Annotated in this window: 26 protein-coding genes and 1 tRNA gene; 13 read left to right on the forward strand and 14 right to left on the reverse strand. The window is 63.7% G+C overall.

Annotated features, from left to right (window positions below):
* Window positions 1-168 precede the first annotated feature (168 nt).
* The 3 genes from gltX to V0U35_RS11355 all read right to left on the reverse strand — a co-directional run bounded on the left by gltX (window position 169) and on the right by V0U35_RS11355 (window position 4,165).
* Window positions 169-1,500, reverse strand: a complete 1,332-nt coding sequence (gltX, locus tag V0U35_RS11345; protein ID WP_330196832.1) for a glutamate--tRNA ligase — start codon at window positions 1,498-1,500, stop codon at window positions 169-171.
* A gap of 83 nt (window positions 1,501-1,583) precedes the next feature.
* Window positions 1,584-3,212, reverse strand: a complete 1,629-nt coding sequence (locus V0U35_RS11350) for an NAD+ synthase (protein ID WP_330196833.1) — start codon at window positions 3,210-3,212, stop codon at window positions 1,584-1,586.
* A gap of 29 nt (window positions 3,213-3,241) precedes the next feature.
* Window positions 3,242-4,165 carry a Gfo/Idh/MocA family protein gene (locus V0U35_RS11355; RefSeq protein ID WP_330196834.1) on the reverse strand — a complete coding sequence of 308 codons (924 nt, stop codon included), beginning with the start codon at window positions 4,163-4,165 and terminating at the stop codon, window positions 3,242-3,244.
* 135 nt (window positions 4,166-4,300) lie between these two features.
* On the opposite strand from V0U35_RS11355, the gene V0U35_RS11360 reads away from it, so the two are divergent.
* From V0U35_RS11360 to V0U35_RS11370, 3 genes are read left to right on the forward strand one after another with little or no spacing between them, the layout of a single operon-like run.
* Window positions 4,301-5,086 carry a hypothetical protein gene (locus V0U35_RS11360; RefSeq protein WP_330196835.1) on the forward strand — a complete coding sequence of 262 codons (786 nt, stop codon included), beginning with the start codon at window positions 4,301-4,303 and terminating at the stop codon, window positions 5,084-5,086.
* Window positions 5,083-6,078 (forward strand): NADP-dependent oxidoreductase, encoded by a 996-nt coding sequence (locus V0U35_RS11365; protein ID WP_330196836.1) that lies wholly within the window; start codon window positions 5,083-5,085, stop codon window positions 6,076-6,078. Before V0U35_RS11360 ends, V0U35_RS11365 begins: the two co-directional genes overlap by 4 nt.
* On the forward strand, window positions 6,075-6,794 hold the full coding sequence (locus V0U35_RS11370; RefSeq protein ID WP_330196837.1) for a DUF3667 domain-containing protein: 720 nt from the start codon (window positions 6,075-6,077) through the stop codon (window positions 6,792-6,794). Before V0U35_RS11365 ends, V0U35_RS11370 begins: the two co-directional genes overlap by 4 nt.
* Here the strand turns inward: V0U35_RS11370 and V0U35_RS11375 are convergent.
* Window positions 6,775-6,972: a hypothetical protein gene (locus V0U35_RS11375; RefSeq protein ID WP_330196838.1), complete on the reverse strand. Its 198-nt coding sequence runs from the start codon at window positions 6,970-6,972 to the stop codon at window positions 6,775-6,777. The two genes, V0U35_RS11370 and V0U35_RS11375, sit on opposite strands and share 20 nt — an antisense overlap.
* Window positions 6,973-7,038: 66 nt before the next feature.
* Between V0U35_RS11375 and V0U35_RS11380 the strand changes: the two genes are divergently transcribed.
* On the forward strand, window positions 7,039-7,299 hold the full coding sequence (locus V0U35_RS11380) for a hypothetical protein (protein WP_330196840.1): 261 nt from the start codon (window positions 7,039-7,041) through the stop codon (window positions 7,297-7,299).
* A 296-nt stretch (window positions 7,300-7,595) separates the two neighbouring features.
* On the forward strand, window positions 7,596-7,862 hold the full coding sequence (locus tag V0U35_RS11385; RefSeq protein ID WP_330196841.1) for an HU family DNA-binding protein: 267 nt from the start codon (window positions 7,596-7,598) through the stop codon (window positions 7,860-7,862).
* 98 nt (window positions 7,863-7,960) lie between these two features.
* Here V0U35_RS11385 and V0U35_RS11390 read toward each other — a convergent pair whose 3' ends face one another.
* Genes V0U35_RS11390 through glmU form a run of 5 tightly spaced genes read right to left on the reverse strand, consistent with a single transcriptional unit; the run spans window position 7,961 to window position 14,237 of the window.
* On the reverse strand, window positions 7,961-9,328 hold the full coding sequence (locus V0U35_RS11390) for a class II 3-deoxy-7-phosphoheptulonate synthase (RefSeq protein ID WP_330196842.1): 1,368 nt from the start codon (window positions 9,326-9,328) through the stop codon (window positions 7,961-7,963).
* Complete coding sequence (gor, locus tag V0U35_RS11395; protein WP_330196843.1) at window positions 9,325-10,710, reverse strand: glutathione-disulfide reductase; 1,386 nt, start codon at window positions 10,708-10,710, stop codon at window positions 9,325-9,327. Before gor ends, V0U35_RS11390 begins: the two co-directional genes overlap by 4 nt.
* A 12-nt stretch (window positions 10,711-10,722) precedes the next feature.
* Entirely contained in the window at window positions 10,723-11,424 is a 702-nt protein-coding gene (gene rpiA / locus V0U35_RS11400) for a ribose-5-phosphate isomerase RpiA (protein WP_330196844.1), read from the reverse strand.
* Entirely contained in the window at window positions 11,421-12,890 is a 1,470-nt protein-coding gene (locus V0U35_RS11405) for an NAD-dependent succinate-semialdehyde dehydrogenase (protein ID WP_330196845.1), read from the reverse strand. Before V0U35_RS11405 ends, rpiA begins: the two co-directional genes overlap by 4 nt.
* A complete protein-coding gene (gene glmU / locus V0U35_RS11410) occupies window positions 12,891-14,237 on the reverse strand; it encodes a bifunctional UDP-N-acetylglucosamine diphosphorylase/glucosamine-1-phosphate N-acetyltransferase GlmU (protein ID WP_330196846.1) in 1,347 nt (448 codons plus the stop codon). It abuts the gene before it with no gap.
* A gap of 114 nt (window positions 14,238-14,351) precedes the next feature.
* On the opposite strand from glmU, the gene V0U35_RS11415 reads away from it, so the two are divergent.
* Complete coding sequence (locus V0U35_RS11415; RefSeq protein WP_330196847.1) at window positions 14,352-15,032, forward strand: HAD-IA family hydrolase; 681 nt, start codon at window positions 14,352-14,354, stop codon at window positions 15,030-15,032.
* Here V0U35_RS11415 and V0U35_RS11420 read toward each other — a convergent pair.
* The gene (locus V0U35_RS11420; protein WP_330196848.1) at window positions 15,029-15,280 is read right to left on the reverse strand and encodes a phosphoglycolate phosphatase; all 252 of its coding nucleotides are present in this window, start codon (window positions 15,278-15,280) and stop codon (window positions 15,029-15,031) included. The genes V0U35_RS11415 and V0U35_RS11420 overlap by 4 nt on opposite strands.
* A gap of 246 nt (window positions 15,281-15,526) precedes the next feature.
* On the opposite strand from V0U35_RS11420, the gene V0U35_RS11425 reads away from it, so the two are divergent.
* The 4 genes from V0U35_RS11425 (at window position 15,527) to V0U35_RS11440 (ending at window position 19,409) form a co-directional block, all read left to right on the forward strand.
* A tRNA-Val gene (locus V0U35_RS11425) sits at window positions 15,527-15,601 on the forward strand.
* Between the two features lie 113 nt (window positions 15,602-15,714).
* On the forward strand, window positions 15,715-16,743 hold the full coding sequence (locus tag V0U35_RS11430) for an extracellular solute-binding protein (protein ID WP_330196849.1): 1,029 nt from the start codon (window positions 15,715-15,717) through the stop codon (window positions 16,741-16,743).
* Window positions 16,744-16,770: 27 nt separating this feature from the next.
* Complete coding sequence (locus V0U35_RS11435; RefSeq protein ID WP_330196850.1) at window positions 16,771-18,381, forward strand: ABC transporter permease; 1,611 nt, start codon at window positions 16,771-16,773, stop codon at window positions 18,379-18,381.
* Window positions 18,378-19,409 (forward strand): ABC transporter ATP-binding protein, encoded by a 1,032-nt coding sequence (locus tag V0U35_RS11440; RefSeq protein ID WP_330196852.1) that lies wholly within the window; start codon window positions 18,378-18,380, stop codon window positions 19,407-19,409. Before V0U35_RS11435 ends, V0U35_RS11440 begins: the two co-directional genes overlap by 4 nt.
* On the opposite strand, the gene V0U35_RS11445 is transcribed toward V0U35_RS11440, so the two are convergent.
* Together V0U35_RS11445 and V0U35_RS11450 are read right to left on the reverse strand one after the other, a co-directional pair.
* Window positions 19,410-20,471, reverse strand: coding sequence for a Leu/Phe/Val dehydrogenase (locus V0U35_RS11445; protein ID WP_330196853.1), 1,062 nt, complete (start codon window positions 20,469-20,471; stop codon window positions 19,410-19,412).
* A gap of 101 nt (window positions 20,472-20,572) precedes the next feature.
* Entirely contained in the window at window positions 20,573-21,178 is a 606-nt protein-coding gene (locus V0U35_RS11450; protein WP_330196854.1) for a uracil-DNA glycosylase family protein, read from the reverse strand.
* Between the two features lie 47 nt (window positions 21,179-21,225).
* Here V0U35_RS11450 and V0U35_RS11455 point away from each other — a divergent pair, with 47 nt between their 5' ends.
* Window positions 21,226-21,948: an acyltransferase gene (locus V0U35_RS11455; protein ID WP_330196855.1), complete on the forward strand. Its 723-nt coding sequence runs from the start codon at window positions 21,226-21,228 to the stop codon at window positions 21,946-21,948.
* Here V0U35_RS11455 and V0U35_RS11460 read toward each other — a convergent pair.
* Window positions 21,945-23,228, reverse strand: a complete 1,284-nt coding sequence (locus V0U35_RS11460) for a NupC/NupG family nucleoside CNT transporter (RefSeq protein WP_330196856.1) — start codon at window positions 23,226-23,228, stop codon at window positions 21,945-21,947. The two genes, V0U35_RS11455 and V0U35_RS11460, sit on opposite strands and share 4 nt — an antisense overlap.
* A gap of 100 nt (window positions 23,229-23,328) precedes the next feature.
* Between V0U35_RS11460 and V0U35_RS11465 the strand changes: the two genes are divergently transcribed.
* Window positions 23,329-23,520: a DUF1289 domain-containing protein gene (locus V0U35_RS11465; RefSeq protein WP_330196857.1), complete on the forward strand. Its 192-nt coding sequence runs from the start codon at window positions 23,329-23,331 to the stop codon at window positions 23,518-23,520.
* On the forward strand, window positions 23,517-23,780 hold the full coding sequence (locus V0U35_RS11470) for a hypothetical protein (RefSeq protein WP_330196858.1): 264 nt from the start codon (window positions 23,517-23,519) through the stop codon (window positions 23,778-23,780). Before V0U35_RS11465 ends, V0U35_RS11470 begins: the two co-directional genes overlap by 4 nt.
* On the opposite strand, the gene V0U35_RS11475 is transcribed toward V0U35_RS11470, so the two are convergent.
* Window positions 23,777-24,598 carry a sulfite exporter TauE/SafE family protein gene (locus tag V0U35_RS11475; RefSeq protein WP_330196859.1) on the reverse strand — a complete coding sequence of 274 codons (822 nt, stop codon included), beginning with the start codon at window positions 24,596-24,598 and terminating at the stop codon, window positions 23,777-23,779. The genes V0U35_RS11470 and V0U35_RS11475 overlap by 4 nt on opposite strands.
* Between the last annotated feature and the right edge of the window lies 1 nt (window position 24,599).

Here is a 24,599-nt window from a genome sequence, read left to right on the forward strand (position 1 = left end):
TTTCACCAACCCCTCACCCGGCGCTTCGCGCCACCCTCTCCCCTTTCAAATGGGAGAGGGTAAAAATGTCATCCCGCCTGACCCCCAGGGGCAAGCCGGGATCTTGAACGACAGGCACCCGGCTTCAGGTCCCGGATCGCTTCGCGTCCGGGATGACAAGAGAGGAATCTAACCGCCCAGCCGACGCAGGACGCGCTCACGGCCCATCAGGGGCAAGAGCTTGTCCATCTCCGGCCCGTGATTGTCGCCGGTCAGCGCCTGGCGCAACGGCAGGAAGAGGTCGCGGCCCTTGCGGCCCGTCTCGGCCTTGATCGCACCAGTCCACTGGCCCCAGCTCTCGCCGGTCAGCTCACCTTCGGGCAGAAGCGACGCGGCTGTCGCGGCATAGTCCGCGTCCTCGATCACCGGCGTGACCGGTCCGTTGACGAGGCGGACCAGCGTGGCCGCATCGGAAAGTTTTTCCAGATTGGGCCGGACGGCGTTCCAGAACGCTTCGCCCGCGTCGGCATCCATTGCTTTCAGGCGTTCGGAGACCGCTCCATACGGCGTCTCATGCAGGAGACGCGCATTGACGCGTTTCAGTTCTTCCGGGTCGAAACGCGCCGGCGCACGCGAAAACTTGTCGAGATCGAAATCCGCGGCGAGTGCGTCGAGATCGGCGCGCGGTTCGACCGCGTCGGACGTGCCGATTTTAGCGAGGAGCGACAGGATCGCCATTGGCTCAAGGCCTTCTTCCTCGCGCAGACCCTGCACCGACAGCGCACCGAGGCGTTTTGACAGTTTCTCACCATCGGGGCCGACCAGCAGCGGGTGGTGGCCGAGCTTCGGTTCAGTCGCGCCCAGCGCCCGGAAAATCTCGATCTGCGCCCCGGAATTGGTGACGTGGTCCTCGCCGCGGATGATGGCGGTGATGCCGGACTCGATATCGTCGACAACGCTCGGGAGCGTGTAGAGATAGCTGCCGTCCTCGCGCACCAGGATCGGATCGGAAAGTGAGGCGGTATCGATGGTCGTCTCGCCGCGCACCAGGTCGGTCCAGGTGACCGGTTCGCCCGACAGTTTGAAGCGCCAGTGCGGCTTGCGGCCTTCGGCCTCCAGCTTTGCCTTGTCGGCCTCGGTCAGTTTCAGCGCGGCGCGGTCATAGACCGGCGGCTTGCCCTGCGCGCGCTGGATCTTGCGTTTGCGCTCCAGCTCGTCCTCGCTGTCATAGCAGGCGTAGAGCAGGCCCTTGGCCTTCAGCGCCTCGACGGCGCTGTCATAGCTGGCAAACCGGGCTGACTGGTTGAACGTCTCGTCCCATTCAAGGCCCAGCCAGGTCAGGTCGGCCTTGATGCCGTCCTCGAACGCCTTGGTCGAACGCTCCAGATCAGTGTCGTCGATGCGCAGCACGAACTGCCCGCCCTGCTTCTTCGCATAGAGGAAGTTGGTCAGCGCGGTGCGGATATTGCCGACATGGATTCTACCGGTCGGGCTGGGCGCGAAACGGACTTTGACACTCATGGGATTTCGCCTGCTGTATTCGGAGGCAGCGGCTTAGCGTTTGCAGCCTGTTCCGGCAAGCGGGCGGTGTGGTAGGCGGCGGGTCACCGCCGCGGCGCGCGGAACTTGTTGGTGATCGGATAGCGCCGGTCGCGGCCGAAATTCTTACTTCCGATTTTCACGCCCGGCGGGGCCTGACGGCGCTTGTATTCAGCGCGGTAGAGCATGTTCTCGATGCGCGCGACCAGGTCCGGATCGAAACCCCGGTCGGCAATCGTGTCCGGCGCGGTATCGGATTCGACAAGACCGTTGAGAATGGCATCGAGCACTGAATAGTCCGGCAGGCTGTCCTGGTCCGTCTGGTCAGGTTTCAGCTCCGCGCTCGGAGCCTTGGTGATGATCCGCTCCGGGATCACCAAGCCCTGCTGGTTGCGCCAGCGCGCCAGCTCGTAGACCTCGGTCTTGTAGATATCCTTCAGGACGTTATAGCCGCCATTCATGTCGCCATAGAGCGTGGCGTAGCCGACCGCCATTTCCGACTTGTTGCCGGTGGAGAGTACCATCGGGCCGAACTTGTTCGAGAGCGCCATCAGCACCACGCCGCGCACGCGCGACTGGATATTCTCCTCGGTCGTATCGGGATCGCGCCCGGCGAACACGCCGGCCAGCGTCGCCCCGAAGGCCGCAATCGCGGGTTCGACGTCCACCACGTCATGTCGGATGCCCAGCAACTTGGAGCACTCTTTCGCGTCGTCGAGACTGTCCTGCGAGGTGTATTTCGACGGCATCATCACCGCCCAGACCCTGTCGGGTCCCAGTGCATCCGCCGCGACAGCAGCCGAGATCGCGCTGTCGATCCCGCCTGACATGCCCAGCACCACCCCGGGAAACCCGTTCTTGTCCACATAGTCGGCGAGCGCGAGGCGCATCGCGGCCCAGTCGGCTTCCAGCCCGGTCACGACCGGTGCGCGTTCGGCCTTCACGCAGCTCCACCGCCCGCCGGACTTTTGCCAGTCGGCAATTGAGAGCGCGGTTTCAAAACCGGTAAGGCGCTGGACCTCGTTTCCGTCGGAATCCCAGGAAAAGGACGCCCCGTCGAAGACCAGCTCGTCCTGTCCGCCCACCTGGTTGACGAAGATCAGCGGTACCGCAATCTCGGTCCAGCGCGAGAAGGCCGCCTTGCGGTCGGCCTCGATCGTGCGCCGCCAGGGCGAGCCGTTGATCGAGATGAACAGCTCCGCGCCATGGCCTTTCAGCGTGCGCGGGACCGACTCGATCCAGATGTCCTCGCAGATCGGCAGGCCGATCCTGATACCGCGCCACGTGACCGGCTCGGGCAGCGGCCCGGAATCGAAGACGCGCTTTTCGTCGAAGACGGCATAATTGGGCAGTTCACGCTTGAACCGCACTGCCTGCACCCGACCCTCATCGAGCAGGGCGACCGCATTGTGCAGACGCCCCTCTTCGGCCCATGGCGTTCCGATTATCACCGCCGGGCCATCTTCCGCGGCCAGTGTTTCCAGCGCCTCACGGCAGGCCTGTTCCACGGCCGGGCGAAGGACAAGGTCTTCGGGCGGATAGCCCAGAAGGAAAAGCTCGGGGAAGACGACGAGATCAGCGCCCTTATCGGCCGCTTCGGCGCGGGCACGGCGGGCCTGTTCCAGATTTCCGGCAACGTCACCGACAATCGGATTGAGCTGGGCGGTCGCGATGCAAAGGGCAGAGGTCGTCATGGCCCGAGCCTTTAGGCCCGCTGGCCGGTTCAGGCAACCGCCAGACGGTCGATGTCACGCGCCGCGGCCAAAGCCGCCAGTCCGGCTTCGGCCGGAACGATCACAGGTGTGCCATCGAGGACTGAGCGGATGAAGGCATTCACATTCGCCCCGAGCGCATCCTTCGCTTCAGGATCCTCGGCAAAGTCCGGATTGAGATCAAAACCGGTCTCGTTGACGAAGGTCTTCTTCACGAAATCGACCTCGACGAAGCCTTCCGCGTATTCGATCCGCATCACCCGGTCGAGCGCGTCCGCGACCCGGCTGGACACCAGATGGGCTTCGTATCCGTCAGCGAATTTCAGCGTCGCTTCGGCCTCGTCCGCGGTCGCATTGGTCACGCAATGAGCGTTGGCATCCAGCCCTGTCATTTCGGCCTGCGCCAAGGCGATGGCGAGATCGAGATCATGGATCATCAGATCGACCGTGACCGAAACATCGAGATTGCGCCGGGACGGCACGCCCATCCGCCGGGCCTGCACGCGGCGCGGTGCCTCAGCGATATCGAACACACCCATGGCCCGGAAGACGAAACGTTCCTGGTGGCCGACCTGGAGCACAAGGTTCTTCGCCTCGGCCAGCGCGATCAGGTCACGGCCCCGGGCCGCGGTATCGGCCAGCGGTTTCTCGCAGAATACATGCCGGCCCGCATCGAGTGCCAGTTTCGCGGCGTCGAAATGCGCAATGGCCGGGCTGGCGATCGTTACCGCCTCACAAGCGTCGATCAGCGCTTCGGCACTGGAAAAGGCTTTCGCGTCCAGTGACGCCGCCAATTCCGCCGCACGCTCGGGCTGCGGATCGTACACACCAACCAGTTCGGCACGATCCGATCCGGCATATTTGCGGGCATGGTGGCCGCCAAAAACGCCGGCTCCGATCACACCTGCCTTGAGGGAAGTCTGGCTTGTTGTCATGGCTGGGGACCATGCACAGGCGATTCTGCGAGACAACAAAGCCGTGCATCAAGAATTGTTGCCATTTCCCACGCCATTTGCGGGGTTGCGGGCGGACGAATGCGACCTAGACTTTACCGGCAAGGGACAGGCGGCATGAGCGAAACAATTCCACCCCAGGACACGCGGCCTTCGCGGGCCGATGCGGATGACGTTGCCGATGCCGTCATCGGGGTCGACACGCGCATTTTCCGGACGGTCTGGGACACGCTGGTCCACACGCCACGCGTCCTGCAGGCCGCATTTGAGGGCGACCGTGAGCGCTATGTTCCGATCCTGCGGCTGTTTCTGATCCTGTTCGGACTCCAGTTCGCGGTCGTGGCCTTCATCGGCCTGCCGCAATCGATGTCCCTGGATCAGTTTGTCCGTCCCGGGGACACCGATGTCCTGAATAACTGGCTCGGCGGACAGACGGCTGACGCCGTAAACCTGACCCTGGAGCGGGCCGCAGGACTGACCAACACGATTTTGGTGTTCCTGTCGTCCCTTCCTTATCTGCTGTTGCTCAAGCTCTACCGTCCGAGCCGTTCGTTTTTCGGACATGCGCTCGCCTACCTGCTTGCGACCAATGTCTCCTATCTGGTGATGCTGCCGCTGATGCTGCCAGCCGCGCTGGGCAATTTCATATTCTGGTACGTACTGTCATTCTCGGTTGGGCTATCTGTCTTTTACGTCGCCGCCGGGCGCATTTTGTATAGCCACTATTCACAGAAAGCCTGGGTAGTTGCGCTACAAGTCCTGGGAATGCTGCTCCTGCTACCGATCACACTCCTCTTGGTCATCCTCGGTCAGCTCGGCACGGCCGAACTGGTCATGAGGGTTTTTCATGACCTGTCCTACTTCGAACTCTTCTTCCAACTCGCAGAGGCTCAAGCCCAATGAAATCTCGCCAGATCCAGCTCACCGCCTATCCCAAGGGCGAACCCGGCCCGGACCATTTCAACCTTGTCGAAGTGGATTTGCCCAAACCGGGTGACGGTCAGGTGCTGGTCGCCAACCGCTGGCTGTCGGTGGACCCCTATATGCGCGGCCGGATGAGCGGCATGCGTACCTATGTCGATCCCTTCCCCCTGAACGGCCCCATGGAAGGCGGCGCGGTCGGCGAAGTGATCGAGAGCCGCTCCGACCAGCTGAAGAAGGGCGATTGGGTCCAGTCCATGAATGGCTGGCGTGACGCGTATGTGTCCGACGCCAAGGGACTGCAGAAAATCGACACCTCCATCCTGCCGCCGCAGGCCTATCTCGGTATTGCCGGCCTGACCGGCATGACGGCCTATGTCGGCCTGAAACGGATCATTGGCCTGAAGGAAGGCGAAACCGTCTGGGTCTCCGCGGGCGCGGGCGCTGTTGGATCCGCCTCGATCCAGTTTGCCAAGGCGATGGGCGCGAAAGTCGTCGCGACTGCCGGCGGGGCCGACAAGGTCAACTACTGCAAATCCATCGGCGCTGACGGTGCGGTCGATTACAAGGCGACCGACAATCTTGCCAAGTCGGTGCGTGAAGCGGCTGGCGGCGGTGTCGACGCCTATTTCGAGAATGTCGGCGGCAGCCACTGGACCGCTGCGCTCGAGGTCCTCAAGCCAAAAGGCCGGATCGCGGCCTGCGGCATGATCCAGCGCTATAACGACGCCAGCGCCCAGCCGATCCCGGACAACCTCACCAATATCGTCGCCAAGTCGCTGAAGATCGAAGGCTTCATCGTCATCGATCACATGGATCTGCTCGGCGAATTCATCCAGGACCTGTCAGGCTGGATGATGGCGGGCAAGGTCACCGGCGAGGAAACGGTCCGCGAAGGACTGGGTGAAATGCCGAACGCCTTCCTCGGCCTCTTCAAGGGCGAGAATCTCGGGAAGATGCTGGTCAAGCTATGAGCGAGGCGGGGGACGCGCGCAGCGAATTCGAGGATTTCCTTGAGGATATCCTCGGCTTCAATTTCCGGTCTTTCCGGACACTGCGCGATCTCCTGATCCGTCCCAATACCGTCTTCAAGGCCTATGCCGCGCGCGATCGCGTCACTTACACGCCCAGCCTGCGGCTCTGGCTTGGCCTGATCACCCTGCAACTCCTGCTCTCGATCGTCTGGGGCGGATATGGGGGCATGTTTGTCAGCCAGCTGAACACACAGCCCGAGAACGCCGCCGTCATCGAGAATGCTCTGGGCACAAACCTCGAAGACCTCGCCGAACCCTACAGCGAGGCGGCCTCCTTCCTTCATCCGATCCTTGTCGGTGGATTTACGGCTTTCTCGGCTTTCCTGATCGGCGCCTTCAACAAATCGCTCAGTTGGGCGGCCCGGCTGAATATCACCTTCGGCATTCTCACCGCCGCGTCGCTGGTCGGTCTGATCCTTTTGCTGGGGATCGTCGTGACAGGCGCAACAGGGGCCATGACGTGGATGATCGTACCCGTCGCATTGATGTACTGGATCGTCTTCACGTTCGGCGCACCGGGCGTGCTGGCCGAAACCCGGTCGGGAGCCATCATCAAGGGGGCCGTGTTCTCACTGACAACGATCATTCTGGTGATGATCGGCGGGTTGGTCATGAGCCTGACGGCCCTCATGTTTGCTATTGCGGCCGTCTCGTAAGGCGGCCCAGCAGCCAGCCGCCTGCTATGGCACCAGCCAGCGCCGGCCAGGGATCGGGCGCACTGACAGCCTTCAGCGCGGCAAACGCGCCCAGCGCCAGAAAGAGCGGCGCAGGAAGCCGGCGCAGCATCGCGGCCATGCCCGACGGGCCGGGCTGAGGGTCATTTCGGAACATCATGCCAGCGCTGACGCAAACCCCGCGCCGGTTGTTTACCGGTCATTAACCTGCATCCGATGCCGCAGTGTGAGGCATCCCGATCCGTTTTCTGGTCGCCGACCAGAAGGCGGGCGCGCCAGCGTCGCCGATATCCCCCAGGTCACCGTCCACGAGACCGTCCACATCCTGCAGCTTCAGGCACAGGGCGGGTTTGAGAATTACCGCTCAGTCTACAACGCCGGGGCCGGCAGCAGTGACGGCGGGCTGCACGCGCTGTTTTCGTCGTATGCGCGACCCGAAATTGAGGCGATGGCGGATGCCTATGCCCACAGTCTCGCCGCCCAATAGCGCCGATTTACGGGGCGGATGTTGGGGATTCGACCGGCGTGTTCACCCGAATCACAGCCTCCCGGACGCACTACCTAAACGCGAAAGGCATGCTCTGGCTGGCAAAAACAGCGGGGCCGGGACGAAAAAATGCGGTTTTTTGGCAAAAAAGCGGTGATTTCCCCGGAGATTCAGTGCCGGACGCTTGCCTAACCGCGTCAGAGCGTCCTCTATCCCTTGCGTACAACGGATTCGCCCGGTGTCCTTTACTCAGGCCACCGGTAGAAAACCGGCTCAACACCAAGGGGGAGACCCAAATGAACAAATCCGATCTCGCCGCCGCCGTCGCTGGCTCCACGGGCATGTCCAAGTCGCAGGCCAGTGAAGCCGTCGACGCCACGATCGATGCGATCGTTGGTGCCGTGAAGAAGAAGGACAATGTCCAGCTCGCCGGTTTCGGCACCTTCTACGCCAAGCATCGCGACGCCCGTCAGGTCCGCAACCCGCGCACCGGCGAGACGATGATGTCGAAAGCCAAGACCTCCGCGGCGTTCCGCCCGGCGGCTTCGCTGAAGGACATCTGATCGTCCGATCAGTTGGCTCTTGAGCCAGGAAACGCCGCTCCGGGAAACCGGGGCGGCGTTTTCTTTTTCAGGTTGTACCGGGTTCAGCCTGTGCCGGATCAGGCCGCATCGGCGCTAGACCGGCGCGACGCTTTCATCGATTCCGCAATCCGGAACGCCATGTCGAGGGCCTGATCGGCATTCAGCCGTGGATCGCAATGGGTGTGATACCGCGACGACAAATCCGCTTCGGTCACGGCACGCGCGCCGCCAACACACTCGGTAACGTCACTTCCTGTCATCTCGAAATGCACACCGCCGGGATAGGCCCCCTCGCCGCGCACTGCCTCCATGAAGCGTTCGAGCTCGGAGAGGATGCTTTCAAAGTCCCGCGTCTTGTACCCGCTATCGGTCTTCACGGTGTTGCCGTGCATGGGATCACAGCTCCAGACGACCGTGCGGCCCTCACGTTCGACGGCGCGGACCAAGCCCGGCAGGCAGTCGCCGACCTTTTTTGCGCCCATGCGCGATATCAGAACCAGCCGGCCAGCTTCGTTCTGCGGATTGATCCGGTCGATGACCGGCAGGAGCTGATCGATCGTCGTCGTGGGTCCCACTTTCACGCCGACCGGATTGAGGACGCCACGCGCAAACTCGACATGGGCACCATCGGGTTGACGCGTCCGCTCGCCGATCCAGATCATGTGGGCCGACGTGGCCAGCCAGTCACCGGTCGCCGCCTCGCGCCGCGTCAGCGCCTCCTCGAAGGGCAGGTGCAGGGCTTCGTGACTGGTGTAGAAATCGACGCTTTCCAGGCTGCGCGCGCCCTCGCCCGTCACCCCACAGGCGCGCATGAAGGCCAGCGCCTCGGAAATCCGGCCCGCCAGTTCGCCATAGCGGTCACTTGCCGGGCTGCCGGACACGAATTCCAGCGTCCACTGGTGGACATTGTTGAGGTCAGCATAACCGCCCGAGGCGAAGGCCCGGATGAGGTTGAGCGTCGCAGCTGACTGGTCATAGGCGCGCAACAGGCGGCGCGGGTCAGGGACGCGGCTGTCCGCGTCAAACCCCATCTCGTTGACGGAATCGCCGCGATAACTGGGCAGTTCAACACCATCGCGCGTCTCGGTCGGGGCCGAGCGCGGCTTGGTGAACTGTCCGGCGATACGGCCGACCTTCACGATGGGTTTTGCTGCCGCGAAGGTCAGCACCACTGCCATCTGCAGCATGACGCGGAAAGTGTCGCGCACTGAGTCGGCCGAGAATTCCTTGAAGCTTTCCGCGCAATCACCGCCCTGCAAGAGGAAGGCACGGCCAGCGGTCACTTCGGCCAGCTGGCGCTTCAGACGGCGCGCTTCACCGGCGAAGACGAGCGGCGGTTTGGAAGCCAGCTCGCGCTCGACGGTCGTGAGTGCATCCATGTCCGGATATTGCGGGATTTGCACAGCCGGCTTGTCGCGCCAGCTCGATGGCGACCAGTCTGTCATGATCCGCTCCCCAGCTCGGGCGGCACCCATTTGTCTTTCATCGTGACCAGCTCCTCGGCCACGGTCGGATGGACGGCACAGGCGGCGTCGAATTGCGCCTTGGTCAATCCGGCTTTCACCGCAATGGCGGCCGACTGGATGATCTCGGGCGCATCATCGCCGGCGATATGCACGCCGACGACGCACTGATCGTCCGCCTTGACCACCAGCTTCATCAACATGCGGGAATCCGCATTCCCCAGGATATTCTTCATTGGCCGGAAGACGGTCTTGTAGATGTCGATCTTGCCGTGGGTCTGGCGCGCATCGTGTTCGGACAGACCAACGGAACCCACAGGCGGCTGTGTGAAGACAGCGCTAGCGACATCGCTATGGTCGAACGCCATGGCAGTGTCGCCGAAAACGGTCTCGGCAAAGGCCGCGCCCTCGCGAATGGCGACCGGCGTCAGATTGATCCGGTTGGTGACATCGCCGACGGCATAGATATGATCGATACTGGTCTGCGAATAGGCATCCACCTTGATCGCGCCCTTGTCGTCGGTCTCGACACCCACCGTGTCGAGGCCCAACCCCTTGGTATGGGGATCCCGGCCGATGGCCAGCATGACTTCGGTACAATCGACATGCTCGCCATTGTCGAGATCCACGCGTTTCGTGCCACCATCACCCTTGGTGATCTTGGTGAAATTCGCGTGCGTGATGACCCGGACGCCAAACTTCTTCAGCTCTTCGTGGATGTGGGCGCGAATATCGTCGTCAAAACCGCGCAGCACCGTATCGCCGCGATAGACGAGGCAGGTCTTGACCCCAAGTCCGGCAAAAATCTGCGCGAATTCGCAAGCGATATAGCCCCCGCCCGCGATGACGATGGACTCGGGCAGCGTGTCGAGGTGGAAGGCTTCGTTCGAGGTAATGGCCAGATCGCCCCCCGGAATATCAAGGCCGGACGGGGTTCCACCCGTCGCGATCAGGATATGCCCCGCTGTGACCGTCTTGCCGGACTTCTCCAGGCGCAGCGTGTGAGCGTCCTCGAAAACGGCGCGTTCGGGAATGATCTCCACACCCGAATTCGACAAATTCTTCCAGTAAATGCCCGACAGGCGGTCGACTTCGGCGTGGACGGCATCGCACAGGGTCGACCAGTCGAATGACGCGTCCTTGACGGTCCAGCCATAGCCCTTGGCCATGTCGAAAGACTTGGCGTAAGCGCTGGCATAGACGAGGAATTTCTTCGGCACGCAGCCGCGAATTACGCACGTTCCGCCGACCCGGTATTCCTCGGCTATCGCGACGCGCGCGCCCTTCTGGGCCGACATCCGGGCTGCACGGACACCGCCAGAGCCCGCTCCGATGACGAAAAGGTCGTAGTCATATTCGGCCACATCGCGCTCCCGCTACAATTCCATGATCCGCGCGCCGGAATCCTCACCCACAATGACGACGCGGGCCAGCCCGATGAACAGCCCGTGCTCCACCATGCCGGGAATCCGGTTGAGGGCCTCGGCCGCAGCATTCGGATCGGGAATGGCGCGGCAGGCGCAATCGAGGATGTAGTTACCGCCATCGGTTATGAAAGGCTTGCCGCTGTCACCCGCGCGGCGCAGCTGGACCTCGGGCCGCTGAATGCCCGCGGACTGCAGCGCATCGAACACTTTCTTGGCGGTGACGGTGAAGGCGAACGGGTCAACCTCGACCGGTAGCGGGAACTGGCCCAGCGTCGCGACCAGCTTGCTCTCGTCGATGATGACCACCATCAGGTCAGACGCGTTGGCGATGATCTTCTCGCGCAGATGACAACCGCCGCCGCCCTTGATCAGGCGGAACCGCCCGTCGACTTCGTCCGCGCCATCGACCGTGACGTGAATGCGGTCGACCTTGTCGACTTCCGACAGGGTGATGCCGCTTTCGCGCGCCACTTCGGCGGTGGATTCCGATGTCGGAATGCCAATGATCGAGAGGCCGTCAGCAACACGCTTGCCGAGTTCCCGCACAAAGACTTCCGAGGTCGATCCCGAACCCAGCCCGACGATCATTCCGTCCTGGACATAGTCCAGCGCAGCGATGGCCGCCGTGCGTTTCTGGCCGGCGGCGCTCATGGATTTACTCCGGCGAGCAGGACGTATTTGAGGTCAGTGAACTCCTCCACACCCCATTTGCCACCCTCGCGGCCAATACCGGATTCCTTGACGCCGCCGAACGGCGTCGAGGCCGATCCGACCATGGGCGCGTTGATCCCGACCATGCCGTAATCGAGCGCTTCGGACATGCGATGTACGCGGCCGATATCGCGCGTGTAGAGATAGGCTGCCAGGCCATAGGGCGTATCGTTGGCCGCCTTGATGATGCTGGCCTCGTCCGTCATCCGGTAAACCGAGGCGACGGGGCCGAAAATCTCGCCAGATGCCAGTTCGTGGTCGAGGCCGACACCTTCGATCAGGGTCGGCGCGAAGAAGGATCCGCCGAGTTCGGCTGCCAGCGACTTGCCGCCCACGCGCACCCGGGCACCGCTTTGGGCGGCCGAACGCACCAGCGAATCCACCCGGGTCACGGCCTCGTCATGGATGAGGGGGCCGATCTGGACATCGGGGTCGAAACCGTCACCCGCCCTGACTGCCGCGATCCGGGTTTCAAGCGCGTCGAGGAAGGCATCAGCGACGCCCTCCTGTACCAGGATCCGGTTCGGCGAGACGCAGGTCTGACCACCGGAGCGGAATTTGGCCTGCGCGACACCGGTAGCGGCGGCCTCGACATCGGCATCATCCATGACGATGAAGGGCGCATTGCCGCCCAGTTCAAGCGCGACACGTTTCACGCCATCGGCGGCCTGACGCATCAACAGCTTGCCGATCTCGGTCGAGCCGGTGAAGCCAATGAGGCGGACCGCCTTCGACCCTGTCAGGACCGGTCCGATCTGTTCGGCTTCGCCACAGACGACGTTGAAGACGCCCTTCGGGATGCCCGCGCGGTCGGCCAGTTCGGCGAGCGCCAGCGCGGTCAGCGGCGTTTCCGGAGCGGGCTTGACAACCATCGTGCAGCCCGCCGCCAGAGCTGGTGCACATTTGCGCGTGATCATCGCCGCGGGGAAGTTCCATGGAGTGATGCAGGAGACCACGCCGACGGGCTGGCGAATCGTCCAGCCGCGCGCGCCGGGCATCGGCACGGACAGTGTTTCGCCATGCAGGCGTTTGGCCTCTTCTGCCGACCAGTCGATGAAAGCCGAGCCATAGAGAATTTCGCCCTTGGCTTCGGCCAGCGGCTTGCCCATTTCCGCCGTGATCATCACGGCAAGGTCATCGATATGGGCGAGGATCAGGCGGTTCCACTCATGGAGCAGTTTTGCGCGTTCAAAGGGCGAGACCTTGCGCCAAATGACAAACGCCGCCTCGGCGGCGTCAATCGCACGGCGCGCGCCGTCAGCCCCGACATCGGCGACTTCGGCCAGGCGCTCGCGATTGGCCGGATTGTCGACAGGAAAGCGGTTCTGCCCGCTGACCCACTGACCATCGATGAAGGAATCCGTCTTGAAGAGTGCCGTGTCCTGAAGGCGATTCAGAGCCGTCATCTAGCTCTCCGTCTTGCGCTTCGTCATGGCCGCCCGGAAGCGGGTCGCCCATCCGTCCTTGTTCACCTGCTTGGCCCGACCCAGCGCCAGCGCATCATCGGGCACATTGTCCGTCACCACGCCGCCGGACCCGGTATAGGCCCCATTGCCGATGGTGACCGGGGCGACCAGCGAGGAGTTTGAGCCGATGAAAGCCCCCTCACCGATCACGGTCTGGTGCTTGCCGAACCCGTCATAATTGCAGGTGATGGTTCCGGCCCCGATATTGGCCTTCGCGCCGACATCGGCATCCCCGATATAGGACAGGTGGCTGGCCTTGGCACCGGCTCCGAAGCGCGACTTTTTGACTTCGACGAAATTCCCGATCCGGGCATCGGGGCCGATATCAGCCCCCGGACGCAGGCGGGCATAGGGACCGACCTGGGCCCCGGTGCGGATCACGCAGCCTTCCAGGTGCGAGAACGCCTTGATGACGGCCCCGTCCTCGACCGTGACGCCCGGACCGAAGACGACATTCGGCTCAATGACGATGTCGCGGCCCAGCTTTGTGTCATAGGAAAAATGAACGGTTTCCGGAGCCTGCAGTGACGCCCCGTCGCGCATGGCCTCGATGCGGCGGCGCACCTGCCAGACGCGCGTGGCTTCGGCGAGGTCGGCGCGGGCATTGACCCCCATGACTTCACCGGCATCGCCACGCACCGCGACGGCGCGCAGGCCGCGGGCGACGGCGAGGCCGACGACGTCGGTGAGATAGTATTCCTTGTTGGCATTGTCGTTCGTGACTTCGCCGAGAAGCTCGAACAGAAGCGGGGCCGGTGCGGCGAGCACGCCGGAGTTCACAAGCCGGACCTTCAGCTCGTCCGCACTGGCATCCTTGGCCTCGACGATGCGGAGAAGGTCGCCGTTCTCGCTCTCAATGAGGCGGCCATAGGCCCCCGGCTCGTCCGGCTCGAAGCCCAGAACGGCAACGGAGGCCCCGTCTTCCAGCGCCGCGAAGACACGCTCAACGGTTTCGGCCCGGATCAGCGGTGTATCGCCATAAAGAACGATGGCAAACCCGTCGAAACCGGCCATGGCGTCCTTCGCGGCGAGCACGGCGTGACCGGTGCCCAGCGGCGGATCCTGCAAGGCGGTCAACGTTCCGGCCTTCTGACCGGCTTCGTCGACCTGTCGTGACTTGTCGCCATAGACCGTGACGATCCGGTCCGCACCGCTGTCGCGCGCCAGCGCAATCGTCCATTCCACCATCGGGCGGCCGGCAACCGGGTGCAGGCATTTGGGCAGGCTCGACCGCATCCGCGTGCCCAGACCTGCTGCGAGGATGACGGCGGCGCGCGATTGGGACATGGCAGTAATTCCGGATAATTGGGGTCGTGTTGATTTCTGCGGGCGCTATAACGCATTGGCGGCGCGGACGCGACCACAGTTTACCCGATTTCCCCTCTCCGGAGAGCAGCTTTCATGTCCGATTGTTTCAAGGGAGCCGGGATCGCATTTGATCTCGATGGCACGCTGGTCGATACCGCGCCGGATCTGGTCCGTGCGCTCAATGCCGTCATCGCCGAGGACGGGCTCGCCCCCATTCCGGTCGGGGATGTCCGCATGATGGTGGGGCGCGGGGCCCGCGTGCTGATCGAACGCGCCTATGCCGTGCAGGGCGTGCCGCTCAAATCCGATGCCATTGACCCGCATGTCGCGCGCTTCATCGACGTCTACCGGGAGGGTATCGCTGATCTCAGCCGGCCGTTCGACGGCTGCATTGACCTGCTCGACGAATTGCAGGCACGCGGAAGCCGCCTGTCGGTTTGCACCAACAAGCCGTCCGAGCTCGCCGATCTGCTGATCGCCGAACTGGGTCTGTCGCAGTATTTCGAACGGATCATCGGCCCCGAACGCACGCCCGCCAAAAAGCCGGATGCGGCGCATTTCCTGTCGGCGGTTGCCGATGCAGGACCGAAGCTCGCCATGGTCGGGGATTCGGAACCGGACGTAACCTGCGCCAGGGCGGCGGGTGTCCCCGTCATCCTGATGGCGCATGGCTACAGCGAGATACCGGCCGGCGCACTGGGCGCCGACCGGCTACTCGATCAGTTTTCCGATTTGCCCGGCGCGCTCGAAGCGCTGTGGGCGGACCCGGATTAGGCCGAGCGGAGTTCCGGCTCGGAATCGTTCGCGGTGCGACCCGGGGCGCGGTCATTGGCGGCCACATTACGCGGCGGCATGCCATTGACCATGTTCGAGCGAACGTCGGTACGCGCAGAGCGCATGGCGGGCATGAAGCCGGCGTCGACCAGGTCGACATTGACGTCATATCCGCGCTCGGCCCAGTAGGCCTCGATACGTTGCTTCAGGCGGCGTGCGCCTTCGGGGGTGCAAAAATCGTTATTCATCAAAAACTCTCCGTAACGGCCGGGGCCCAGCCCGCGGCTCGACTTACGTGCGCTCCCTCTTAGGAAGGAAAACGACCGGGCCGTCTCTCGTAGCAGCCAGTGTCGCGTGGCCTCATATAGGTGCTAAACGTTCGTGACGATAGTGTGACCCTGCGTCAAGTCGCCGCACAGCGTCCAAGCCGTTGCAGCCTCCCTGCCTTGACCGGCCCGAGCCCGCCCCTTATAGCCCTGCATCCGCATTACGGCGGGCGATTAGCTCAGCGGGAGAGCACTGCCTTCACACGGCAGGGGTCGCTGGTTCAATCCCAGCATCGCCCACCATTTCCACCACGGTTCGTTAATACCCTGTTCGGCGCACCATGTGCCACATCGCCCACTTGCGAAACGTTCTCAAAAATGTCATCGCTATTCGGGACAAAGGGAGTTTGACGATCATGATCAAGAGAATGCTGTGCCTGGGTGTGCTGTCCGCGGTCGCTCTGTCCGCATGCGGCCAAAGCGGTGAAGAGCGCGTGGTGAACGTCTATACGGCGCGCCACTATTCCTCCGACGATTTCGTCTACGCGAATTTCACCGAAGCAACCGGTATTGAGGTCAATGTCATCTCCGCCGGTGGTGACCTGCTGATCGAGCGGGTTCGCGCCGACGGCGACCGCAGCCCGGCGGACGTGATCGTGACGGTCGACGCAGCGCGGCTTTACCGTGCCGAACAGGCCGGCCTCTTCGCCCCGACTGATTTCTCCCAGCTGGCAGGCACCCTTCCGGCCAACATGATGGACCCGCAGGGCCACTGGATTGCCTTTGCCGGCCGCGCCCGCGTCATCGCCTACAGCACCGAGCGCGTCGATCCGTCCGAGCTCTCCGGTTATGAGGACCTGGCCGACCCGCGCTGGGAAGGCCGGTTGTGCATGCGCTCGTCGGACAACGCCTATAACCAGTCGCTTCTGGCCTCGATCATCGCCCATCGCGGCGAGGACTTCGCGGAAAGCTGGGCCACCGGCGTCGCCAACAATCTGGCCCGTCCGCCCAGCGGCGGCGATACCGACCAGATCACTGCAATCGCCGCCGGTGAGTGCGACGCGGCCCTGGTCAATCACTACTACTATGCGCGTCTCGCACGCTCGGAGAATCCGGACGATCAGGCCGTGGCCACAGCGGTCGATCTCTTCTTCCCGGGCGACAGCGAGTTCGGCACCCATGTGAATGTTTCCGGAGCCGGGATCGCCGCCAACGCACCCCACCCGGCCGAAGCGCGCGAATTCATCGCCTACATGCTCTCTGATGACGCCCAGCAGGCGTTTGCCGAGCTGACCAATGAATTCCCGGTCACGGGGTTTGACGGTTACGACAATGCGCTGGTGCGCGACTACGTCTCGATTCGTCAGGACTCGATCAATCTCGGAGAACTCGGAGAGCATACTGAAACCGCACAGCGGATTTTCGACCGCTCCGGTTGGCCATAAGCCATTCCCCGGCTAGAGAGCAGCCGGATGAAGGTCGATCCGGTTCCTCTTGCGGGACTGGCCGCGCTCGCTGCGGCCACTCCTCTCGTCGCCGTCGCGGTGCTTGCCGCAACGGGACCGCTTGACGGCTATCTGGCGCACATCGCCCGGACCCGGCTGGGCGACTATCTCCTGACCAGTGCCATCGTCAGCCTGACGGCCGCCATCCTGTCCGGCCTGATCGGGGTGACGACCGCCTGGCTGGTCGCGCGATGCGAATTCGCCGGCCGATCCACGCTTCAATGGGCGCTCGCCCTGCCACTGGCTGTCCCGGCCTATGTGGCTGCCTATGCCTGGCTTGATCTCAGCCAGGCCGCCGGCCCTGTTGCCGCGATGCTGCGCGATGCAGGATTCGACGGAGTCGCCGCCGCGCTTCCCGCGATCAGAGGCCCGTTCGGAGCCGGACTGATTTTCGCGGTCACGCTCTACCCCTATATCTACCTGCTGGCGCGCGAGGCGTTCTCCGGACAGTCCGCCGACACCTATGACGCGGCCCGCACTTTGGGCCATGGGCCCGTCTCGGCCTTTCTCAAAGCCGCGCTGCCGATGGCCCGGCCCGCCATTGCCGCCGGCATGGCGCTCGTCGTCATGGAAAGCCTCGCCGACTATGGGGCGGTCTCCCATCTGGGCGCGCCAACGCTGACGGTCGGGATTGTCCGCGCCTGGGCCGGGGCCGGCGCGCTCGCCGACGCGGCGCGGCTGGCCATCGTGCTGGCCGCGATTGCCCTGCTCCTGTTCTCACTGGAACGTGCCCAGCGCCGCCGGGCGCGGAGCTCTGCCGGATCGGGGCGCCGCAAGCCACCGCGCCGGATCCGTCTTGCCGGCTGGGCCGCGGCCGGAGCGATGGCCGTCTGCCTCTTCCCCCTGCTGGCCGGCCTCGTCCTGCCGATGGCCCGCATGGTCTGGCTGGCGTTCGAGGCGGAACTCGCCCGTGGCCTGTTCGCGGCCTTCCGGCACAGCGCCATCCTCGCCAGCCTGTCGGGGTTGTTTGCCGCTGCGCTGGGGCTTGGGACGGCCTATGCGGTTCGCAACCGCTCGCGGCTCGCCCGCATTTCGGCCCGGGTCGCCAGCCTTGGCTATGCCGCGCCCGGAGCCGTGGCGGCCGTTGGTGTGATCGCGGTTCTGTCTTTCATCCAGACCGGTCTGGACAGTCTTTGGGGCGGACGCTTCCCGGTCCTGCTGACCGGGACCGTTCTGGCCCTCCTCTTTGCCTATCTCTCACGCTTTGCCGCCGCCGCCATCGGGCCGTGCGAAAGCGCGCTGGAACGTGTGACGCCCGCGCTTGATGGTGCCGCCCGGACGCTCGGTGAAGGCCCGCTTGGCGTGCTGCGCCGCGTTCATTGGCCGCTTGTGTCCGGAGGTGCCATAACCGCCGGACTGATCGTCTTCGTGGAAGTTTTGAAGGAATTGCCCGCCACCATGATCCTGCGGCCGTTCAACTTCGATACGCTGGCCGTCGTCGCGCACAATTTCGCCGCCGACGAACGCCTCGGCCAGGCCGGTGCGCCCTCGGTCCTGCTGGTCCTGACGGCGCTGGTCCCGATGATTTATGTCGCCCGCAAGATCGTGAAGGAATCCGCGATCGAGGAGCTCGGATGAGTACACCGCTTCTCTCAGTACGCGGTGCCCAGCGCGCGCTGGCCGGCAACCCGGTCCTGCGCGGGGCCGATCTCGACCTGACCAGCGGGCGCGTGACAGCCTTGCTCGGACCGTCAGGCAGCGGCAAGTCGACCCTTTTGCGCGCCATTGCCGGACTGGAGCGGCTCGACGCCGGGGAAATCCGGTCAGGAGACGCCCTTTGGTCGGCCAGGGGGCAGCATCTCGCGCCGGAACTCCGGCGTGTCGGCGTGGTGTTTCAGGACTTTGCCCTCTTCCCCCATCTGACAGCAGCGGAAAATGTCGCCTTCGGACTCCGCGGCATTCCCAAGCCGGAACGGCGCGAACGGGCGATCACACAATTGGAACGCGCCGAACTGGCCCATCGGGCAGACGCTTACCCGCACGAGTTGTCCGGGGGCGAGCAACAACGCGTGGCGCTGGCGCGGGCGCTGGTATTCCGCCCCGACATTGTCCTGCTGGACGAACCGTTTTCGGGTCTTGATCGACGGTTGCGTGCCCAACTGCGGACCGAAACCGTCGCCGCGCTTCGTGCGGCCGGGCTGGCCGCCCTTCTCGTCACACACGACGCGGAAGAAGCCATGGAAGCCGCCGACGACATCGCTCTGATGGCAGATGGCGTCATCGTCCAGACCGGAACCCCGGAGGAGGTTTATCTCAAGCCTGCCTCGCTGCTGGCGGCGCGTCTGCTCGGCGACGTCCAGACCTGGTCAGGCAAGGTCGAAAGCGGCCTGGTTCAGACACCGCTTGGCCCGGCCAGCGCCGCTGAGCTGTCTGAAGGCCATGCGGCCACGGTCCTGATCCGGCCGGAAGGCGTTGACCGGGTCGCCGGCGGCATTCCGGCGTCTGTCCTCTCCAAGCGCTTGCATGGAGGACGGGCAAGACTTCTGGTTCAGGCGGGCGGCGAAGGCAGCTGGACGGTCGAAACCCCGCTCGCGAACAGCGCGGAGCCGGGCCAAACCATAGAGCTTGGCCTCAACCCGATGTTCACTCGCGTCTTTCCTGACTGATCAGGCTGCCTTGGCAGCGCGGGCTTCCTCGATACGGGCCCGCGCCATCTCGTCCGCAATGACATTGGCCGGGCGGCCTTCATTCTCGGCACGATCAAGGATTTCGCCCAGGGTCGTTTCGAGGTTCTCGAGCTTGCCCTGGACCCAGGACGGATCGAAATCGCCGCGGATCTCGCCCATCACATTGATGATGCCACCGGCGTTGATCACGTAGTCCGGCGCATAGAGGATTCCGCGTTCCTGCAGCTTCGCGCCCATGTCGCGGGTCGAAAGCTGATTGTTGGCCGCACCGGCAACGATTTTCACCTTCAACCGGTCAATCGTATCCGGATTGATGATCGAACCGAGTGCACAGGGCGCGAACACGTCGGCGTCCTGGTCGTAGATCGCGTCCTTGTCGACAATCGTCGCACCATGTTGCTCGGCGAGCGGCTTGAGTCCGTCGAGATTGATATCGGTGACGATCAGCTGGGCCCCGGCCTTGGCAAGGTGACCGCAGAGATAATTTCCAACGTGACCGGACGCGCCCTGTACCGCGACGCGAACGCCTGATAGGTCGCTGAAACCGCCACGCTTCACGCAGGCGCGGATGCCGCGGAACACGCCTTCAGCGGTCACAGGCGACGGATCGCCAGAAGCCGCCTTGCCTTCCGGCAGGCCGGTGACGTGCTTGGTCGATTTGCTGACGCTGACCATGTCGGCCGGGCTGACACCGACATCCTCCGCAGTGATGTAATGACCGCTCAGGGAATCGACGGCGCGGCCGAAGGCCTGGAACAGGGCCTCGCGGTCGAAATCACCGTCCGGCTTCATGATCACGCTCTTGCCGCCGCCAATCGGCAGGTCGGCCATGACATTCTTGTAGCTCATGCCCTGGGACAGGCGCAGCACGTCGTCGAGCGCGGCCGCAGAGTTCTCGTACTTCCAGAATCGGCAACCGCCCACTGACGGGCCGCGGGCAGTCGAGTGGACCCCAATGATCGCGCGCAGGCCGGTTTCCTTGTCCGTCGCGAAAAGCACCTTCTCGTGATTGTCGAAAGACGGGTGTTCAAGAACGCTCATGAAGGAGTCCTTTGTGGTGACATCGGTCGCATGCACCCGCCACCGGTCCCGTGCGGGCGGCGTGGGGATAGACCCTCAGGCAAGCGGGCACAAGCGGGCAATCACGCCTGTCTGACAAGTTTTGACATGCCGCGGCGCAGCATCGGCAACACCTCTTCAGCAAACCACGGATTCTTTTTCAGCCAGCTATTGTTGCGCCAGGACGGGTGCGGCAGGGGGATGATCGACGGGGCATAGTCGCGCCATGCCCTAACCGTCTGAGTCAGTGTCGGTTTGGCGCGATTCCCGAGGAAATGCCGTTGCGCATAAAGGCCGACCAGCAAGGTCAGCTCGACGTGCTGCAATTGCGAAGAAAGGTCGGCCTGCCAGTGTTTTGCGCAGCGGGCAGGTGGCGGCTTGTCTCCACCTTTTTCATCGAGTCCGGGAAAGCAGAACCCCATCGGCGTGATGGCGATTTGCTGCGGATCGTAAAACACGGTTTCGTCAATCCCGAGCCAATCCCGCAACCGGTCTCCGGACGGGTCGGTGAAGGGCTTTCCCGAGGCGTGTACACGCGTCCCGGGGGCCTGTCCGACAATCCGGACTTTCGCGCCTGGCGCGGCCTGAACCACCGGACGCGGCTCAGGGATTTCGCCGGCGCACAGGCGGCAGGCGCGGATGCTGCCGAGCAATGTGTCGAGATCCTGTGCGGGTGGCTTGCCTGTCATCACGCTTTCATGTGCTTTTATGCTCACGATAAGCGCGGAACCCGGCAATGCGAAGAGATCACCGTCCCTACTGGATGCATGCGGCATGGGACCAGTTTGAAAACTGGCGGGCGCAAACCTGGCTGGCACCGCATTTCGACACACTCGGACCGAATGCCAAATTCACCGGCCCGGCCCATGTCGAGATCTTTGGTCCCAACATTACGGCGGGCTGTGCTCTGCACGTGGTTGCCACACGCGACATGCCGGTTCGTTTCACGGTCTGGTCGCCCGCTGATCAGGCCGGGCGTATATCCATCGGCGACGGCTGTTTCTTCGCGGGTGGGACGCGCCTTCTGGCCACGAAGGATATCACCATCGGTGACGCCTGCCTGTTTGCCGCGAACGCGACGGTCACCGATTGCGACTGGCATGGCCTTTATAACCGAATTGATCCCGCCCCGCCCGGCCATCCGGTCCGGATCGGCAACAATGTCTGGCTGGGTGACGGAGCCTTCATCGGCAAGGGTGTGACGATCGGCGATCATGCCGTCATCGGCGCGCGCGCTGTCGTCACGAAGGACGTACCGGCTTATGCCGTCGTGGCGGGGAACCCGGCGAAGATCGTCAAGCGGCTGGACCCGGATGCCCCGATGAAGACGCGGCTCGACATGGTCGACGACATCGCCGGCATCTCGCGCTTCATGGACGATGCCTACCGCAAGGCGCTCGCTGCCAACACGACCTTCGGCTGGCTGCGCAGCCGGCTGTTTCCTGAGCGCCGCGACTAGCCCTGGAACAGGGCCATGGGCAGCGCGCCGACGACACCGCCCGTCATCAGCGTAGCCAGCGTACCGGAAATGAGGGCACGCGGCGCGAGTTGCAGAATGTCCGCCCGGCGGCTGGGCGCGATAGCCAGCAGACCGCCAATCAAAATGCCGACGCTGGAGAAATTGGCGAAGCCGCAGATCGCATACGTCATGATCATGCGCGAGCGCGGCGACAGTGCCTCGCCCATCCCGGCGAGACCGTCATAGGCGACGATTTCATTCAGCGCTGTCTTCAGCCCCATCAATGATCCGGCATCGACGGCCTCACTCCACGGGATACCGGCCAGCCAGACGAGCGGCGCGAACAACCAACCGAGGATTCGCTGCACGGTCAATGGCTCGCCCGAAATATCGGGAACCGCGTCGAGCCCGAAATTCACCAGCGTTACGATGGCGATGAAGGTGATCAGCATTGCGATGATGTTGACGAACAGTTTGACCCCGTCGGTCACGCCCGTCGTCAGCGCATCCATCGACGACTGATAGATCGTGGTCGGGATTTTCTCGTCGGACTCGTCCTCCCCGGCATCGCCATCAGGCGGATACATCAGGCGGGCAATGAGGACGGCAGCCGGTACCGAGATCAGCGACGCCGTCACGATATGCCCGGCGGCACCCTCAAGCACGCCGGACAGCTGGCTGACATAGATCGCCATCACCGAACCCGCGACGGTGGAAAAGCCGACCGTCATGATCAGGAACAGGTCCGACCGGGAGAGCTGCGGCATGCGCGGGCGGATCAGCACCGGGGATTCGGTCATGCCAAGAAAGATATTGGCCGCAGCCCCCAGGCTCGCCGCACCGCTGAGATTGAGCAGTTTGCGGAAGACGAAGGCAAAGCCGCGTACCACGAATTCCAGCACCCGCCAGCGCCACAGAAGCGCCGAGATCGCCGACAGGACGATCAGCATGGGCAGGGCCTGAAACCCGAATATGAACAGGCTTTGCGGGCCGTCTGGATTGATCAGGAAAGGCGGCTCTGCCCCGCCGATATAACCAAAGACGAAACTCGTCCCCGCGGTCGTGGCGTCCTGCAACAGCTGAACGAATTGCGTCAGGGACTGCAGGAAGGCCCGCGTCGGTGAGAAACTGTAGAGCAGGAAGGCAATGGCGAATTGCAGGCCGATTGCCCCGCCAAAGAGAACCAGCGGGATGCGCTTGCGCGGCCCCAGAATCCAGGCGATGGCGGCAAAGGCGAAGAGCCCGAGAGAGCTCCTGAGCTGCAAGCCCATTTCGTCCATGGAATCATCCCCTCACCTGTCCCCTGCCAACCACCCTATTGGTTGACCGGACCGACGCAAGTTCTTGCCATGGCGTCACTCAGCCGGGAGAGTGTGCCCCATGTCCGTCTGGTCACCCTGCATCAAGGTCTGTTTTGTTGATCCCAAGGCCGGGATCTGTGTCGGCTGTTTCCGCACGATGGAGGAACTTGGCCGCTGGACGCGGATGACGGACGCCGAACGTGAGGCGGTCGGCCGCCAGCTGGATGACCGCCGCGAGGCCTACCAGCGAAACCGGGAGGCAGCACGATGAACCGCACACTGATCATCGTCATGGCGGGACTGGTGGCTGCGGCGCTGATCGCGCTGGCGATCTTTTCGACCAATTCCGGACCGGTCGGCGACGGCGTGCTGCAGAACTCGCGTCTCGCCTATCTCGTCCTGGCCGGCCTTTATGTGGCCGCGGCCAGCTGGGCGGCGATCCGCAAGAATCCGGGCCGCATGATCGGTCATCTCCTGGTCTGGCTTGGACTGATTGCCCTGGCCACCGCGGCGATCAGCTTTTTCGGCTAACCGCCCCGCCAGGCCTCATAAATCAGTGACGTCCCGACCACGACCAGTCCGATCGCGAACAGGCGGCGCAGCATCCGCTCCGGCAAGGCATGGGCCAGCGCAGCGCCCAACGGGGCGACAAAGAAGGCGCTGACCGCCAGCAGGCCGAACCCGATCATGTTCACATATCCCAGTGAATAGGGCGGAAGGCCGGGTTCACCCCAGCCCCAGACGATGAAGCCCAGAGCGCCGGGAAGGCCTATGGCGACGCCAAAGCCGGCCGCTGTCGCGACCGCTCTATGAATGGTCCGTCCGCACAGGGTCATCAGTGTGACGCCAAAGACGCCGCCGCCAATCCCCATCATCGACGACAGAAACCCGATACCGGTCCCCAGACCGGCCCTCGGCAATCCGCCCGGCATGTCGGCGGCCAGCTTCCAGTCCGGGCGTCCGAACACGAACTGCACCGACAGGATCAGGGCCATGGCCCCGAACAGCGCAGTCAGCCCCCGCCCCGGCGTGAGATCGGCAAGCGCGGCACCAATAAGGGTTCCCAGCACGATCCACGGCACCCAGGCTTTCAGGATCGAAAAATCGACCGCGCCGCGCCTGGCGTGCGCAGAGACGGATCTGAGCGATGTTGCGACGATGACGGCGAGCGATGTGCCGACCGCGACGTGCATGCGCGGTCCATCGCCATATCCCAGAAGGCCGAAGGCGAAGTAGAGCGCCGGCACCATGACGACGCCGCCGCCAATCCCGAACAGGCCCGCGACAAGCCCGGCCAGCGCGCCGGTCGCGCCCAGGGCCAGGGCCAAAATCAGGAGTTCGCTTTCCAAG

Origin of the sequence: Hyphobacterium marinum, from assembly GCF_036330325.1 — a bacterium.
GTDB classification, from domain to species: domain Bacteria; phylum Pseudomonadota; class Alphaproteobacteria; order Caulobacterales; family Maricaulaceae; genus Hyphobacterium; species Hyphobacterium marinum.